Genomic DNA, 16,294 nt, shown 5'->3' on the forward strand with positions numbered 1-16,294 from the left:
TTATAACACAATTGACAATATTAGGCATATTTTGGAAGTTCAAAATCAAATACTCTCAAAAAACGCCTCCATAATTTACAAAATTGACTAAAATAAAATACTGACCACTATTTTTATAGCCCTAAAAATCAAAATCTTTATTTTTTTTTAACTTTGACCCCAAAAAAAATAGGGTTCAATAAAGTATTTGAAAAATGAAAATAGAAAGACGCTGGATCATTTCCTTTATTATTATAAGTATAGTTTGTATTACGGGTGCTTTTTGGCCAACAATGACCGAAAATAGTTATGTATTGTCTGAATTTGGTACGACAGATCATATTGTTCCGGCAGATGTGGCGTGGATGTTAACTTCTTCTTGTCTGGTTTTGATCATGACGCCCGGACTTTCTTTTTTTTATGGCGGAATGGTGGGCAAGAAAAATGTAATCTCAACCATGCTTCAAAGTTTTATTTGTTTGGGCGTTGTAACACTTTTATGGGTTGTAGTCGCTTTTAGTTTGGCTTTTGGAGATCCGATTGGTTTTGGGTCCGGAGATCATTTTTATAGCTTCTTTGGTAATCCAACGACTTTTGCATTTATGGATTATGTGGGCGTTTTGCCTCATAAAAAATTAGCAAGCACGATTCCGTTTATGTTATTTGCTTTGTTTCAAATGAAATTTGCCATAATTGCTCCGGCTATTATTACAGGTTCGTTTGCAGAACGTGTTCGCTTTATTTCGTATTTAATATTTATCAGCTTATTTACCCTTTTTATATACGCTCCTTTATGTCATGCCGTTTGGTATCCAACAGGAATTTTAGGAAGTTATTTTGGTGTGAAAGATTTCGCCGGAGGAACTGTAGTACATATGAGTTCCGGTTTTGCTGCTTTGGCGGGAGTTATTGTTTTAGGCAAAAGAAAAAACAGTCAGCATATTCCAACTAATATTCCGTTTGTATTATTAGGAACAGGAATGTTGTGGTTTGGCTGGTTCGGATTTAACGCTGGTTCTGCGCTTGCAGCCAACGGAACTGCTGCAATGGCTTTTGCAACAACCACAACTTCATCGGCCGCAGCCATGTTAACCTGGATTTTCTTTGATCGAATGAATGGCAGAAAAGTTTCGGCTTTAGGCGCTTGTATCGGTGCCGTTGTAGGTTTAGTTGCCATTACGCCGGCAGCCGGATTTGTATCAGTTCCTGAAAGTATGTTTTTCGGATTTATAACGGCTTTAGTTTCAAACTCTGCTGTAAATTGTCGTTTTTCTAAAAAGTTTGACGATACTCTTGATGTTTTTGCCTGTCATGGTGTGGGCGGAATCATGGGAATGATTTTAACTGCCATTTTCGCGCATGGTGAAAACGCAAGTTTACTACATGGCGGATGGAACGTTTTTGCACATCATATGATGGCGTTGGTACTTGTTTCGATTTTCACTTTCTTCGGGGCTTATTTCTTATTTAAAGTAACAAATTTCATTATTCCGCTAAGAGTTTCAGAAGAGTCAGAACATATGGGACTGGATTTATCGCAACACGACGAAACCCTTGACCCAAAATCAAAACCAATTACAGAACCGCATTACGGGTAATATTTGGTTTGCCACGAATTACACCAATTTTCACTAATTATTTTGTAGCATATCAGCATAGCTAATATGTTTATTAAGACAGAAATTAGTGCAAATTCGTGTAATTCGTGGCTGGAAAACTTTAAAACGCAATTCCGCTATTTTCATTCGTTTATATTCCTTAATTTTGCAAAAAATTTTTGTACAAGTGGGAAGTAAAAATAAACTTAAGAGATTCAGAGAAAACGAAACATTTGAAAACGTTTTTCAACCAACCAGAGAAGAAGTTGTAGGCAACCTAATGCCTTTGAGAGGGAAATGGAATTCTGATTTCTTTAAAAATGATAATCCTTTAGTTTTAGAATTAGGATGTGGAAAAGGTGAATATTCTGTTGGACTGGCAGAAAGATATCCCAACAAAAATTTTATCGGAATTGACATTAAAGGTGCGCGTTTCTGGAGAGGTGCAAAAACCGCTGTTGAAAACGGATTGCACAATGTTGCTTTTGTTCGAACTCAAATCGAATTGATCAATCATATTTTTGCTGATGGCGAAGTAGATGAAATCTGGATTACTTTTCCGGATCCTCAAATTAAATACAAAAGAACAAAACACAGAATGACGAATTCTGAGTTTTTACAATTGTATAAAAAAATCCTTAAAAAAGACGGTGTTGTAAACCTGAAAACGGACAGTGAATTTATGCACGGTTATACGCTTGGTTTGCTTCATGGTGAAGGACACGAGGTTTTATACGCTAATCATAATGTATACAAAAATGAAGGAAGTCCTGAAGAAGTTACTGCTTTTCAGACTTTTTATGAAAAACAATATTTAGAAATTAACAAGGCAATTACGTATATTCGTTTCAAAATTAAAGACTAATACCGATTATATATTCAATATAGTCCAATTACATTGTACTATTTTCATATTACATCGGCATTATACCAGAAAACATTCGGTTAAAACATAAATGTAAATGGTATAATTTAATTTTAAAACACGTTTTTCATAACCCATCATACAACTGAATGGCATTACTTACCCCATTACTTTCTGGTTTTATTGCTGCTGCAATTGGGATTATTCCTCCGGGTTTAATCAACATGACGGCAGCCAAAATAAACCTTAAAGAAGGAAAAAAGAATGCACTTTGGTTTGTAATCGGAGCGGTTTTGGTTATTTTCTTTCAGGTTTATGTTGCGGTTTTATTCGCCAGAGTAATCGACAATCGTCCTGATGTTGTAACGCTTTTAAGAGAAATTGGCTTTGTTACTTTCTCGATCCTCACCATTTATTTTTTATTTATTGCAAAAGAGCCAAAAGCCAAGAAAAAAGCAAAAATTAAAAAGAGCAGTAAAAAAAGCCGCTTCTTTTTAGGAATGTTACTTTCTGGCCTTAACTTCTTCCCTATTCCATATTATGTTGTTGTAAGTGTTACTTTGGCAACTTATCATCTTTTTGTATTCGAAAACAACACTATTTTTACGTTTGTTTTAGGGTCTGTTTTGGGTTCGTTTGCTGCTTTATACAGTTACATTGCTTTTTTCGGAAAAATCGAAAAGAAAACTGATTATCTGTTGCGTAACATGAATACTATTATTGGTAGTATCACCGGTTTAGTTGCTCTTGCAACGCTTTTTAATATTTTGAATTACTATTTCGGGCAATAAACTAACCATTAAGTAATTAAGAAAAATTAAGCTTTTATCTTAATATAACTTTATATCTTAATGGTAAAATATTTTTAAAAATGGCTGAAGAAAATTTTTTCGAAAGAGTTTATATAGTCGCCAGACAAATTCCGTATGGGAAAGTTACTTCTTATGGCGCAATTGCAAAAGCTTTAGGAACTGCACGCTCTGCGCGAATGGTGGGCTGGGCGATGAATGCGTGTCATAATATGGATGATGTTCCCGCGCACAGAGTCGTAAACCAAAAAGGTCTTTTGACTGGAAAACATCATTTTGACGGAACCAATTTAATGCAGCAACTTTTAGAAAGTGAAGGCATTAAAGTAGTCAACAATCAAATTGTAGATCTCGAAAAACACTTCTGGCAACCAGAAGTTGAGTTTTAAAATTTCTTCTTTGTCAGGCTGAGCGGAGTCGAAGCCCTTTTGCACGATAAAGCCTTCGACTCCGCTCAGGGTGACATTATCGTAAACTAAAAAATTGTGAATTTTTGATTACTCAATTTGTCAAGTCAAGTAAATAACACAATTCGATTTAGTAAATATTAAATCTCAAAAGATACTTTTATTCACATACCTACAAGGTTTTGAAAACCTTGCAGGAAAGCGATAAATTAAATTAAGCAAATCACAAAACTGGTTTTATCTTCATCAGTTTGGTAGCTTAAATAACCGCCGTGCGCTTCGATGATGTTTTTTGAAAGCGTTAATCCGATTCCGGCGCCGTCTTTTCTTGTGGTGAAAAATGGCAGAAATACTTTGTCCTGAATTTCTTTGTCTATTCCTTTTCCGTTGTCTGAGATAGTGATGAAAAAGCGATTATTTTCGGTATAACTGGATACGAACATTTTCTTGTCGTTTTTCTCTTTTAAAGCATAAATACTGTTGGTTATCAGATTTATAATCACTTGTTCCATTTGGCTTTTATCAATCAAAATAGAACGCGAACTGTGCAGATCATTTATCAGTTCAATGTTTTCTGATTTCAAAATCGGACTCATCACTCTCAAACAATCATCAAACAACGCATTTATTGGCGTCATCACTTTTGTTGGCGTTGGCAGCATGGCGAGTTTTCGGTAATTATCAACAAAAACCTGCAAATGATCGCTTCTGTTTATAATCGTCGAAATACTGCTTTTAATATCTTCAAAATCGTCTTCTTCCAATTGATCCTGATCTACGATATGAAGCAAATTCTGCGAAAGCGCACGAATTGGCGTTAAGGAATTCATTAATTCATGCGATATAATCTTCATTAAATTAATCCACGCTTCTTTTTCTTTTTTCTCGATAACGCGCTGAATACTGTCCAGTAAAACAATAAAATATTCTTTATTGTAGGTTTGAGTTCTTGAAGTCTGCAACATAAAAGTCTGCAAATCCTGTTCTTCAATTTTTATAGAAATCGCCGATTTTAATTCGCTGAACTCCGTCTTTTCAATTTCAAAACAAAGCGACGGAAGATAGTTTTTAAGGTATTTCCAATGACTTACTTTTGGCACTTTAAACAAATCTGAAAAGCAATCGTTCATTAAAAAAATACTCCAGTCTTCATTGTCTTTTTCCAGGATTAAAGCTGCTGTATCAATATTATTTAAAAGGGAACGATAAATCAACTCTTTAGAAATTTGTTCTTGTTGGCGCTCTTTTAAAGTTTCATAAAGAAGATATAAACTTTTGAAATTGTCTTTTTTATTCTCTTCGGGAAAATTGGTCGAAAAATCATTTTGCAAAATCGAAAGCATTGTTCTGTCATAAAACTGCAATCGGTTTTTTACATAAAAATACATTTCGGCCAGCATTATAAACACGAAAGAGCCTACCAAAAGTGCATTATAATAAAAGGCTTTATAGATGAGAAAAACGCAAAAGAAAAAGAGAATCATGATAAACAAGACTCTCACAAATAAAGCGTTATAAAACTTCCAATTCTTCATTATTTGATTTGAATTGCCTCCAGCTTTAGCTGGCGGAATGATAAAATTATTTATAGAAACAGGGCTTTAGCCAAAATGTTATGTTTGGCTAAAGCCTCCTATCTTTCCTTATTATTTACATCCAGCTAAAGCTGGACGCTATTCATTTTCTTTAATTCTTTAAGTCGTACTTTTCAATTCTTCTGTAAAGTGCAGCTCTCGACAAACCCAATTCTTCAGCGGTTTTACTTATGTTTCCATGATTTTTAAAAAGTGCTTTTTCGATGGCCGTTTTTTCCAGTTCAGATAACGGATTATCATCGTTTTCCTGAATATCTTCGAAGTCCAGAATATCTAAATCGTTTATAGAAATTGTATTATTATCGGCCAGAATCAAAGCACGTTCGATCTTGTTTTCCATTTCCCTTACGTTTCCTTTCCACGGATAACGTTCTAAATACGGCGCAACATTCTCCTCAAAACGCCAATTGTTCTGATTGTATTTTTCCGCCACCTGATCCAGAACAAAATGCGCCATCGGAACAATATCTTCTTTTCGCTCACGCAAAGGCGGCAGATTGATTTCCATTGTATTAATTCTGTACAACAAATCTTCTCTGAATACTTTATTTTTCACCTCAGCTTTAATATCATTATTGGTTGCCGAAATGATTCTGACATTCAAAGGTCTTGCTTTGCTTTCGCCCAAACGAGTTACCGTTTTGGTCTGCAAAACGTGCAATAATTTAGATTGTAAATGAAGTGGAATATTCCCTATTTCGTCCAGAAAAATAGTTCCGTTTTGTGCCGATTCAAATCTTCCCGGTGTATCTGCTTTCGCATCGGTAAAAGCGCCTTTTGCATAACCAAAAAGTTCACTTTCGAACAAATTATCGCTCAAAGAACCTAAATCGACATGTACGAAAGGTTCTTTTTTTCTTTCTGAATTTTGATGTATAAATTCGGCAAAAACAAACTTTCCGGTTCCGTTTTCTCCTAAGACTAAAACATTAGCATCGGTTTTGGCTACTTTTTCGGCAATAGAATAAGCTTGTTTTATTTTTTGAGAAGTTCCGGTAAAATATCTTTTTTCTGCTTTTTCAACAACTGTTTTTTTGCTGTGTTTTCGGCTTTCGGCGACAGCCTTATCAATAATTTCAAGCAATTTTTCGTTATTCCAGGGTTTTAAAACATAGTCAAAAGCACCCATTTTAATTCCTTCAACCGCGGTATCAATTTTACCAAAAGCGGTCATCAGAATCACAATTGTATTTGGAGAAAGTGTTTTAATTTCTTTTAGCCAATGAATTCCTTCGCGTCCATCTTCAAAACCAATTCGGTAATTCATGTCTAATAAAACCACATTGATCTCATTTTCATTTAAAGTCGAAATGATTTTTTTTGGGCTATTTTCGGTAAAAATGGTCTCAAAATGTTTTTTAAGAATCATTTTTGCCGAAAACAGAATTTCTTCCTGATCGTCAACAATTAATATTTGAGCTTGCTTTTTTCTCATGCTGTTCTTTTTTGTCCGATTTTGAACGGTCAACTGTTCATTATCGAACACTCTTTTTTTGGATCGTTTTTAGAGTCTCTTTAAAATCAAGGCCTTGCAAAAAATAAATTTTATGGCACAGTATTTACCTATTGGTAATCAGTAAATTATTTAAAAAATGGACAAGGTAATTCCTCGTAAAAATAGAAAATTTAGATATCTCACAATAGCAATTGGAGTTTTTTTAGCTTTGGCTACAATCGTCTTTTTTTCGTTTAACACTAAAAGAAGTCTAAATGTAAAAACCGAAGAGCTTTCAATTCAGAAAGTTGAAAAGGCTTTTTTTGAAGATTTTGTTGTTTTTCAGGCGAAAGTTGAACCGCTTAACGTAATGCTTGTAAACGTTACAGAAGGAGGATCTGTAAAAGAGATTTTTGTAGAAAACGGTGCAATGGTTACCAAAGGGCAATCGCTGGCACGTTTGTACAACCCAAATACAGAATTGAATTATCTGACTCAGGAAACAGCCATTATTGAGCAAATCAATAACCTGAATACCGGAAAATTAAACATCAGAAATCAGGAACTGAATTTAAACAAAGACTTGGTTTTAATCGAGCACGATTATAATGATGCCAAACGTCTTTATGATATGAATTCGAAATTGTATGAGAAAGATGTGATTTCGAAAAATGACTGGAATACTTTTAAAGAAAGTCTTCGTTTTCAGGAAGAGCGCAAAAGAACGATTCAACAAAGTATTCAGAAAGAAAAACAGTCCAATCAATTACAAATTTCTCAAATCAACCGTTCGATTCAGACGATGGATAAAAGTTTGGATATTTTGAGAAACAACAAAAAGAACTTTTTAATTACTGCGCCGGAAACGGGAAGATTAACTTCTTTTGAGCCTGTTTTAGGAAAAACATTTCAGGCTGGAGCAAGCATCGGAAAAATTGATTCCAAACGCGGCTACAAACTTACTGCAGAAGTAGATGAATTTTACTTAGAAAAACTGCGCGAAGGCTTAAAAGGTCAGGTGGAGTTTAAAGGTAAAACGCTGGAAGTTTTGGTTACCAAAGTAATTCCGGAAGTAAAAAGTGGTCATTTTACTGTAGAATTGGCTTTTACATCTAAAGAAAATATTGCTTTACAAGACGGATTAAGTTTTGGTGTAAAACTGATTTTATCTGAAAGAAATAAAATATTAGTGCTGCCAAAAGGAAGTTTTAATCAGGAAACAGCTGGAAAATGGATCTTTGTAGTAAAAGGAAATAAAGCCGAAAGAAGAGCTATAAAATTAGGAAGAGAAAACCCGTCTTATTATGAAGTTCTGGAAGGATTAAAAGAAGGTGAATCTGTAGTTACCTCATCCTATTCTGACTACAAAGACGTTGAGGAGCTTTCGCTTAGCAAAGAATAAATTAGTTTCAGGTTTAAAGTTTCAAGTTACAGAAAACCTGAAACCTGAAACTTGAAACAAACAAAAAATCATCATTTCAATCATCAATCAAAAAACGTAATTAACAACATTTAACACCTTTACAAAATGATAACAATTCAAAATTTAACCAAAGTTTTTAGAACAGAAGAAGTAGAAACATCAGCATTAAGCGGTATTTCTTTACACATTAAAAAAGGTGATTTTTTAACTATCATGGGGCCTTCAGGTTGTGGAAAATCTACTTTATTAAATATCATTGGTCTACTGGACAGTGCTTCAGACGGAAGTTATAAATTATTAGATCAGGAAATGATTGGTCTAAAAGAAAAAGGAAGAGCTCAGGTTCGTAAAGAAAATATTGGTTTCATTTTTCAGAATTTCAATTTAATCGATGAGCTTTCTGTTTATGATAATATCGAATTGCCTTTGCTTTACAACAATGTTAAAGCATCAGAAAGAAAGCAAAAAATTGAAGCTATTGCAGAGAAATTAAATATCTCACATCGTTTAAAACATTTTCCGCAGCAGCTTTCAGGTGGTCAGCAACAAAGGGTTGCCGTTGCAAGAGCTTTGGTAAATGACCCGAAAATTATTCTTGCCGATGAGCCAACCGGAAACTTAGATAGTAAAAACGGTAATGAAGTAATGGAACTTTTGACCGACTTACATGCAAAAGGCGCTACAATTTTGATGGTAACCCACTCTGATTATGACGCTTCGTTTTCGCAACGAACTATTCATATGAAAGACGGTGTAATATTCTCTGAGAAATTAAATCAACGAAATGTTGATGTTTTTATGGACGCTAAATAATGAAAAAATGATAAAATTTATCGTAACTGCAATCGTAATTCTGGTAGAATTTGTTTGCAGAGTATTCGCAATTATTTAAAAACAATCAGTTTAAAATAACTGAATTAACTATAAAAAACATACACCATGATTTCTAATTGGTTTAAAATATTTATTTATCATTTAAAGCAAAACAAGCTGTTTTCGTTTTTGAATGTCTTAGGATTAAGCATCGGGATTGCCAGCGTAATCTTCGCTATTTTGTATTGGAACAATGAACACGCATACGATCAATGGAATCCCAATAAAGAAAACACCTACATGGTTTTGAATAAAATTGGGACAACCGGAGATATCTGGGCCACCAGTTCTATCCCTTTTGGCGAAACCTGTAAAGCCACAATTCCTGAAATTGAAAAAATCTGTTTTCTGTATAATTGGTACGATGAAGGTGTTGTAAAGTATCAAAATCAAATTGTACTGGATAAAAAGATTACAATTACTGATGAAAACTTTTTTGATTTCTTTCCTTTTGAAATTATCAAAGGTGCCAAAAAAGATATTTTGAAGGACAAAAACAGTGTTGCTGTAGCTGAAGATCAGGCGAAACTTCTTTTTAAAAATGACGATCCTATCGGAAAATCCGTTTCATACGATAATAAAACATATACGGTAAAAGCTGTTTATCGCATTACCAGACCGTCTTCTGCTGAGCCAAATTATATTTTCAGTGGTATAAAGCGAGAAAGTGATAAAACTCAATGGGGAAATTTTAATTATGCCTTAATGATTAAAACCAAAAATGGCACTGATGCTGGCGCTCTTTTAAAGAAAATGCAAAATGTAACTTTTGTAAACAGAACTGTAAAAGATGCAAAAGCAAGCGGTATGACTGTAGAACAGTATTTGAAAGAAAATGGCGAGATTAAAGTCATTCTCGATCAATTGAAAACATCTCGCTTACATGGTACAAAAAGCTCAGGCGGACAAGATTTTCCTGAAGGTGCGGGTAACTTAAAGTTACTTTATATTATGGGTGGTTTATCTGTACTTATCTTAGTTTTATCTTTGGTAAACTACATTAATTTAGCCACTGCATCGGCTATTAAACGTGCAAAAGAGGTTGGCGTGCGCAAAATTGTAGGCGCATCAAAAAACCAAATCATAATGCAGTTTATCTTTGAAACGGCTATAATTGTAACCATGTCTATTTTGTTTGCTCTTGCCATTGTAGAGCTTTCATTACCTTATTACAATATCTTTTTAAGAAAAACTTTGACAATGAATGGCAGCGAATTTTATCTGCAGCTCTTATTTATTTTTGGATTAGTAATCATACTTGCGGGTATTTTTCCAGCCATTTACATTTCAAATTTTGAAACTTTAAAAGTTTTAAAAGGTAATTTTTCAAGAAGCAAAAGCGGAATCTGGATTCGTAATTCTATGCTTATTTTTCAGTTTGGTATTGCAGCATTTTTTATCATTGGCGCCCTGATTGTTAATTCGCAGGTTGATTACATGATGAACAAAGATTTAGGTTTTAGCGGCGATCAGGTAATTTCGGTTACTTACAATACAAAAGATCGTTTAAAAAGAACAGATGAATATCTGACTGATAAACAAGAAATCAAAAAAATACCCGGAGTTGTAGGCGTTACAACATTTGCAGGCTCTTTTGGTGGCAACTCAGGTTCTAGTTCAGGCTTTAAACACAACGGTATTTTTGTTCAGCCTAAAAATATCGAAATGGATTTTGGTTTTCTTGAGATGATGAAAATTAAAGTCCTTCAGGGACGCGATTTATCTCCTGAATTTGCGTCAGATACTGTGAGCGGAATGCTTATAAACGAAACACTTGCAAAGACTTTACATCTTAAAAATCCGGTAAACACAATGATAACGTCGGGCTGGAGTGTTGGAGACGGCGATAATTTGAAATTTAAAGTTCTAGGCGTTGTAAAAGATTTTAATTTGACCGGCTTACAAAACAAGGTTTCGCCAATGATTTTTATCAATCTTAAAACACTGAAGTGGAATAATTTTAATAAGGTTCTTGTAAAAGTTTCTACCGATAATTTGCCTGAAACTCTTGCAGGATTAAAAGCTTATTGGGAGAAAAACGTAAATCCGGATTATCCTTTTGACTATGATTTTGTAAACAAAGAATTTGCAAAAACTTATGAAGAGCAGGTTAAACAAAAAAATCTATTCTTTATTCTAAACTTAGTTGTAATTATTATTGCCGTTTTTGGATTGTTTGCTTTAGCTTCTTTTTCAATGGAAAGAAGACTTAAAGAAATCGCCATTAGAAAAACGCTTGGTGCAGAAACTGATATTTTATTGAAAGAATTATCAAAACAATATATCCTTTTTTGCTTAATGGGATTTGCTGTTGGAATTGTACCGGCTTATATCTTATTGCAAAAATGGCTGGAAGATTTTGCTTTTAGAATAAATATTTCTCCGGTTCCGTTTAGCGTTGCGCTGGTTTCATTGTTAGTTCTTACTTTGGTAATTGTTTTAACAAAAGCCTATCAGGTAACTAAAATTGATATTTTGAAATATTTAAAATACGAATAAACTTGTAGACCATTTTTTTTAAAGAAACCCGCCAAATCGCGTATTTGGCGGGTTTCTTTTTTCATACTTTTCATTTAATTTCTGCTTTTCTTTTTTAAAATTAAAGGCTAACAATTTTTCTTTTTGAATCTCACTTTGTAAAAAATGGCAACAGTATCATTTTGAATAATTTCAATATCGAGAAATACGATTTAAAAACAGTACGAATCCGAACATAAACTGTTATCTTTGCAGTCTGAAATGAGTTTAAATAAATATAGTTCATAAGCAAATTTCATCAATAGAAAACCCTACATTAAAAATGAAATTAGACAGAAAAGAGATTCTTAAAGCTCTGGAGACTATCACTATAGCTGGAGAAGGAAAAAATATGGTTGAAAGCGGCGCTGTTGCCAACGTTATTACATTTGGTGACGAAGTTGTGGTAGATTTAGTTTTACACACACCTGCAATGCATATTAAAAAAAGAGCGGAAGATGATATTAAAAAAACAATTCACGAATTAATATCGGCAGACGCAAAAGTTAAAGTCAATATAAAAGTGGAAACTCCTGAGAAAAACGAAATCAAAGGTCGTGCAATTCCAGGAATCAAAAATATAATTGCCGTTGCTTCTGGTAAAGGTGGTGTAGGAAAATCTACTGTTACGGCTAATCTTGCTGTAACACTTGCAAAAATGGGTTTTAAAGTTGGAGTTTTAGACGCTGATATCTACGGACCTTCTATGCCAATTATGTTTGACGTTGAAAACGAAAAACCAATTTCGACTACAGTAGACGGAAAATCAAAAATGAAACCAATTGAAAGTTATGAAATTAAAATTCTTTCTATTGGCTTTTTTACAGCTCCAAGTCAGGCAGTAATCTGGAGAGGGCCAATGGCTGCAAAAGCATTAAATCAAATGATTTTTGATGCAGATTGGGGAGAATTAGACTTCATGTTAATTGACTTACCTCCGGGAACTGGAGATATTCACCTTTCTATCATGCAATCATTACCTATTACAGGTGCGGTTGTAGTAAGTACTCCACAAGCTGTTGCACTTGCCGATGCTAAAAAAGGTGTTGCTATGTTTATGCAGGACAATATAAATGTTCCTGTTTTGGGAATTATAGAAAACATGGCTTATTTTACACCAGAAGAATTACCTGATAATAAATACTATATCTTCGGACAAGAAGGTGCTAAAAACCTGGCAGAAGATTTAGATGTTCCGTTTTTAGGAGAAGTTCCAATTGTACAGTCTATTCGTGAAGCAGGAGATTACGGTCGTCCGGCAGCTTTACAAACAGCATCTACAATTGAAACGGTTTTTGAAGAAATCACCAGAAACGTTGTACAGGAAACAGTAAACAGAAACGAAAGCTTACCTGCAACAGAAGCCATAAAAATTACAACAATGGCAGGTTGTTCAGCAGTAAAAAAGAATTAGATAATGAGATAATGTGCCAATTAGAAAATTTTAAACATTATCTGATTGGCACATTTTCATAATTGACACATTAAATTATGACAACAGAAGAATTAACAAATAACGTATTATTGGCTTTAGATGAAATCAGGCCGTTTTTAAAATCCGATGGCGGAGATATTACGCTAATTTCTATTGATGAAGACAAGCATGTAAAAGTTCGTCTGGAAGGCGCGTGCATTAGCTGCAGCGTAAACCAAATGACTTTGAAAGCAGGAGTTGAAACGACAATTAAAAAGTACGCTCCACAGATCGAAACTGTCGTTAATATTATGTAGAAAAGAAAGTGCTTTTTGTGCCTTTGCAAGACTAAAGTATTAACAGGAATAATAGTTCTTTTGATTGTTTAACATCAATGTTTTCATAAAAACAATCAAAATAGTATATGTTTTTGCGGATTTAACAAAAAACAATATAAAGTTTTAAGAGTTTTGGTTAATGAATTAATACAGATTTAACTTAAATTTGTAACATAACCCTAAATCTTATAACTATGAAGAAATTTTACACTCTATTTTTATTTTTGTTTTTCGTTACTGCAAATTACGCACAACAAACGCAATCGCTTATTGTTGACAAAGCCTGGGTAAACGAATCTGAAGAATGGTCGGATTTTCAATATGCAGGTCAAATTGTTTTTTCTACGAATACACTTGCCGGAGAAGGCAGTTTAAGAATTGGAAATTATGATTTTTTATATGATTTCGCCGAAGGCAAAGCTAAGTTTGCAAACAAAGCCACTTACAGCACTGCTGAATTTTCACGTCCGAGAAAAATTTCTGTTACAACAGACAAACAAGGAGTAGTCAATTCAACTTACGAAGGAACATTGGTCTTTCAGGCAGACAAAGATTATTATGCTATACTAGTTTCAGTAACATTACTTGAAAAAGGTGGTAATATGATTGGTGTAAAAATGCATCTTAAAGATAATGCAAGAAAAGAATACGCTTTCAGCTTAAAATCAGCAAGCTAATATTAAACCCGGGATTTTTTCACGTTTATTAAATCCCCACAATAAAATTCCAAAATTTAAAATGGATGTATTAATAAAGATTAAAGATCGAGAAGGAGTTATACACGAGTTACAGGCTCCAACTGATATGGCAATGAATATAATGGAGTTATGCAAGGCATACGAACTTCCTGTTGAAGGAACCTGTGGCGGAATGGCCATGTGTGCTTCCTGCCAGTGTTATGTTCTTAATGATGTTGCATTACCAGAAATGGGAGATGAAGAAGAAGCTATGCTTTCGGAAGCGTTTTATGTTAAATCTAATAGTCGTTTAGGCTGTCAGATACCAATTACCACAGATTTAGAAGGACTGGAATTAGAACTGGCTCCAGAATATTAAAAAATAAATTACAATATCTTAAAATCCAAATTCCAAAAAGCATCATATGCTCTATCGGAATTTGGATTTTTTTATTTGTCGTTATTAAGTTATCGAAACCAACAGGCTTGATATTAATAACTAGTCACAAAAAAACCGTAATTACATTACTGCAATTACAGTCTTTTCTCTATAACAATTTTCTTTAATCTCTCGACTATACCAAACCTGCCTGAATTAAATACTCAGCGATTTGAATGGTGTTTGTTGCAGCACCTTTTCTTAAGTTATCAGCAACAATCCACATGTTTAATGTATTTGGCTGGCTTTCGTCACGACGGATTCTTCCAACAAAAACATCATTTTTACCTTCTGCGTATAATGGCATTGGATAAGTAAATGTATCTAAATTATCCTGAACCACTACTCCATCAGTATTGTGCAGTATTTCACGAACTTCGTTTACATCAAAATCATTTGTAAACTCAACATTTACTGCTTCACTGTGACCTCCAACAACTGGCACACGAACTGCAGTAGCTGTAACTCTAATGGTGTTATCACCTAAGATTTTTTGAGTTTCGCGAACTAATTTCATTTCTTCTTTAGTGTAACCGTTTTCTTCAAAACTGTCGCAGTGTGGAATTGCATTACGGTGAATTGGATATTTGTAAGCCATGTCACCCTGAATTCCAGCGTACTCATTCTCTAGTTGTTTTACCGCTTTTACACCAGTTCCTGTGATAGATTGGTAAGTAGAAACAATAACTCTTTGAATGTTGTATTTTTTGTGCAAAGGAGCCAAAGCCAATACCATTTGAATAGTAGAGCAGTTTGGATTTGCAATAATTTTATCTTCTTTAGTTAAAACTGAAGCATTGATTTCTGGAACAACCAATTTTTTAGTCGGGTCCATTCTCCATGCAGATGAGTTATCGATAACAGTTGTTCCGGCAGCAGCAAATTTTGGCGCCCATTCTAATGAAGTATCTCCACCTGCAGAGAAAACTGCAATATCAGCCTTCATATCAACAGCAGTTTGCAATCCTACAACTTTATATTTTGTTCCTTTATATTCAATTTCTTTTCCTACTGATCTTTCAGATGCAACAGGAATTAATTCTGTAACAGGGAAATTTCTTTCTGCTAAAACTTTAAGCATTACTTCGCCAACCATTCCGGTAGCACCTACAACTGCTATTCTCATTTTTATATCTTTAAATAATTCTTTAATCAAATTTGTACCGCAAAAATAAGTATAATACAAATGAAAACAATGTGATTCACAAAAAATAACAAAATGTTATAAATTAAACATTTTGTAAAAATATTAAAGTCGAAAACAATTAAGCTTTAATTTTTCAATTCCAGCCAGGCCCATTTTTTTCATCACATGGTTTAATACTCCCCCAATCTGAAAATTCCAAAGGCGGATCACCCTTTTCAGAAAGCAAATACATTTTAAAGAATATTTCAAAAAAGTCAATATTTAAACAGGAATACTCTTCTCCGAAATCTAATAATTTAGCTCTGCCGACTACAATAGCTTCTCCAAATAGTTTTTGATTATCTATTGTAAGGCTTCTTAAATCGAAAGATCTATTTATAAATTCATCAGTACTTGTTTTATAAAATCCCCAACCACACTCTCCACTTTCATCATCTAAATCTGGAATTTGAGTTTCTAACCAGTTAGCTAATTCCTCCCCATTTTTAATCAATAACAACTCTTTAATTACGATTTTCAAAATTTCATCATAACCAGTCCATCTTCTTCCAAAACATCTTCCATCTTTAAATACTATAAATCCGCTTGCCATAGATTTCTAAAGTTTAGTTGTTCTTGATATCCCATTTATTTTTTATTTTGTTATACAATTGAGTTATCCTGAAAAAGGTTGACTGAATTAATAATATAAAATTAATTAAATCGGAACAGAATTGCTTTTGTTCCGATTTATTTTTTTCCATGTTTTCAATTTTACTTGATTTTGCAAATGAGCTTG

Annotated in this window: 15 protein-coding genes; 11 read left to right on the top strand and 4 right to left on the bottom strand. The window is 33.7% G+C overall.

The window, feature by feature from the left end:
• The first annotated feature begins 194 nt into the window (after positions 1-194).
• From KHA98_RS03525 to KHA98_RS03540, 4 genes are all read left to right on the top strand, one after another.
• A complete protein-coding gene (locus tag KHA98_RS03525; protein WP_213255340.1) occupies positions 195-1,577 on the top strand; it encodes an ammonium transporter in 1,383 nt (460 codons plus the stop codon).
• A 187-nt stretch (positions 1,578-1,764) separates the two neighbouring features.
• Positions 1,765-2,442, top strand: a complete 678-nt coding sequence (gene trmB / locus KHA98_RS03530; protein WP_213255342.1) for a tRNA (guanosine(46)-N7)-methyltransferase TrmB — start codon at positions 1,765-1,767, stop codon at positions 2,440-2,442.
• Between the two features lie 149 nt (positions 2,443-2,591).
• Complete coding sequence (locus KHA98_RS03535; RefSeq protein ID WP_213255344.1) at positions 2,592-3,233, top strand: LysE family transporter; 642 nt, start codon at positions 2,592-2,594, stop codon at positions 3,231-3,233.
• Between the two features lie 80 nt (positions 3,234-3,313).
• A complete protein-coding gene (locus tag KHA98_RS03540; RefSeq protein WP_213255346.1) occupies positions 3,314-3,640 on the top strand; it encodes an MGMT family protein in 327 nt (108 codons plus the stop codon).
• A gap of 227 nt (positions 3,641-3,867) precedes the next feature.
• Here the strand turns inward: KHA98_RS03540 and KHA98_RS03545 are convergent, their stop codons facing one another.
• Together KHA98_RS03545 and KHA98_RS03550 are read right to left on the bottom strand one after the other, a co-directional pair.
• On the bottom strand, positions 3,868-5,193 hold the full coding sequence (locus KHA98_RS03545) for a sensor histidine kinase (RefSeq protein WP_213255348.1): 1,326 nt from the start codon (positions 5,191-5,193) through the stop codon (positions 3,868-3,870).
• Between the two features lie 151 nt (positions 5,194-5,344).
• On the bottom strand, positions 5,345-6,688 hold the full coding sequence (locus KHA98_RS03550; protein ID WP_213255350.1) for a sigma-54-dependent transcriptional regulator: 1,344 nt from the start codon (positions 6,686-6,688) through the stop codon (positions 5,345-5,347).
• Positions 6,689-6,845: 157 nt separating this feature from the next.
• Between KHA98_RS03550 and KHA98_RS03555 the strand changes: the two genes are divergently transcribed.
• From KHA98_RS03555 to KHA98_RS03585, 7 genes are all read left to right on the top strand, one after another.
• The gene (locus KHA98_RS03555; RefSeq protein WP_213255352.1) at positions 6,846-8,090 is read left to right on the top strand and encodes an efflux RND transporter periplasmic adaptor subunit; all 1,245 of its coding nucleotides are present in this window, start codon (positions 6,846-6,848) and stop codon (positions 8,088-8,090) included.
• A 126-nt stretch (positions 8,091-8,216) separates the two neighbouring features.
• Positions 8,217-8,924, top strand: a complete 708-nt coding sequence (locus tag KHA98_RS03560; RefSeq protein WP_213255354.1) for an ABC transporter ATP-binding protein — start codon at positions 8,217-8,219, stop codon at positions 8,922-8,924.
• A 126-nt stretch (positions 8,925-9,050) separates the two neighbouring features.
• Complete coding sequence (locus tag KHA98_RS03565) at positions 9,051-11,483, top strand: ABC transporter permease (protein WP_213255356.1); 2,433 nt, start codon at positions 9,051-9,053, stop codon at positions 11,481-11,483.
• A gap of 301 nt (positions 11,484-11,784) precedes the next feature.
• Positions 11,785-12,915 carry an Mrp/NBP35 family ATP-binding protein gene (locus KHA98_RS03570; RefSeq protein ID WP_213255358.1) on the top strand — a complete coding sequence of 377 codons (1,131 nt, stop codon included), beginning with the start codon at positions 11,785-11,787 and terminating at the stop codon, positions 12,913-12,915.
• Positions 12,916-12,992: 77 nt separating this feature from the next.
• Positions 12,993-13,232, top strand: a complete 240-nt coding sequence (locus KHA98_RS03575; protein ID WP_026727037.1) for a NifU family protein — start codon at positions 12,993-12,995, stop codon at positions 13,230-13,232.
• A 215-nt stretch (positions 13,233-13,447) separates the two neighbouring features.
• Complete coding sequence (locus KHA98_RS03580; RefSeq protein WP_213255360.1) at positions 13,448-13,930, top strand: hypothetical protein; 483 nt, start codon at positions 13,448-13,450, stop codon at positions 13,928-13,930.
• Between the two features lie 61 nt (positions 13,931-13,991).
• Positions 13,992-14,309, top strand: coding sequence for a 2Fe-2S iron-sulfur cluster-binding family protein (locus KHA98_RS03585; protein ID WP_047777672.1), 318 nt, complete (start codon positions 13,992-13,994; stop codon positions 14,307-14,309).
• 196 nt (positions 14,310-14,505) lie between these two features.
• Here KHA98_RS03585 and KHA98_RS03590 read toward each other — a convergent pair whose 3' ends face one another.
• Both KHA98_RS03590 and KHA98_RS03595 read right to left on the bottom strand, forming a co-directional pair.
• Entirely contained in the window at positions 14,506-15,495 is a 990-nt protein-coding gene (locus tag KHA98_RS03590) for an aspartate-semialdehyde dehydrogenase (RefSeq protein WP_213255362.1), read from the bottom strand.
• 154 nt (positions 15,496-15,649) lie between these two features.
• Positions 15,650-16,108: a hypothetical protein gene (locus KHA98_RS03595; protein ID WP_213255364.1), complete on the bottom strand. Its 459-nt coding sequence runs from the start codon at positions 16,106-16,108 to the stop codon at positions 15,650-15,652.
• Positions 16,109-16,294 lie beyond the last annotated feature (186 nt).

Source organism: Flavobacterium branchiicola, from assembly GCF_018383905.1.
GTDB lineage: Bacteria > Bacteroidota > Bacteroidia > Flavobacteriales > Flavobacteriaceae > Flavobacterium > Flavobacterium branchiicola.

Bases quoted from the DNA above. Each gene is read 5' to 3' on its own strand.
- KHA98_RS03580 (WP_213255360.1), top strand. From the start codon at position 13,448: ATGAAGAAATTTTACACTCTATTTTTATTTTTGTTTTTCGTTACTGCA.
- KHA98_RS03595 (WP_213255364.1), bottom strand. From the start codon at position 16,108: ATGGCAAGCGGATTTATAGTATTTAAAGATGGAAGATGTTTTGGAAGA.
- KHA98_RS03555 (WP_213255352.1), top strand. From the start codon at position 6,846: ATGGACAAGGTAATTCCTCGTAAAAATAGAAAATTTAGATATCTCACA.
- KHA98_RS03525 (WP_213255340.1), top strand. From the start codon at position 195: ATGAAAATAGAAAGACGCTGGATCATTTCCTTTATTATTATAAGTATA.
- KHA98_RS03550 (WP_213255350.1), bottom strand. From the start codon at position 6,688: ATGAGAAAAAAGCAAGCTCAAATATTAATTGTTGACGATCAGGAAGAA.
- KHA98_RS03545 (WP_213255348.1), bottom strand. From the start codon at position 5,193: ATGAAGAATTGGAAGTTTTATAACGCTTTATTTGTGAGAGTCTTGTTT.
- KHA98_RS03570 (WP_213255358.1), top strand. From the start codon at position 11,785: ATGAAATTAGACAGAAAAGAGATTCTTAAAGCTCTGGAGACTATCACT.
- KHA98_RS03535 (WP_213255344.1), top strand. From the start codon at position 2,592: ATGGCATTACTTACCCCATTACTTTCTGGTTTTATTGCTGCTGCAATT.
- KHA98_RS03565 (WP_213255356.1), top strand. From the start codon at position 9,051: ATGATTTCTAATTGGTTTAAAATATTTATTTATCATTTAAAGCAAAAC.
- KHA98_RS03585 (WP_047777672.1), top strand. From the start codon at position 13,992: ATGGATGTATTAATAAAGATTAAAGATCGAGAAGGAGTTATACACGAG.
- KHA98_RS03540 (WP_213255346.1), top strand. From the start codon at position 3,314: ATGGCTGAAGAAAATTTTTTCGAAAGAGTTTATATAGTCGCCAGACAA.
- KHA98_RS03560 (WP_213255354.1), top strand. From the start codon at position 8,217: ATGATAACAATTCAAAATTTAACCAAAGTTTTTAGAACAGAAGAAGTA.
- KHA98_RS03590 (WP_213255362.1), bottom strand. From the start codon at position 15,495: ATGAGAATAGCAGTTGTAGGTGCTACCGGAATGGTTGGCGAAGTAATG.
- KHA98_RS03575 (WP_026727037.1), top strand. From the start codon at position 12,993: ATGACAACAGAAGAATTAACAAATAACGTATTATTGGCTTTAGATGAA.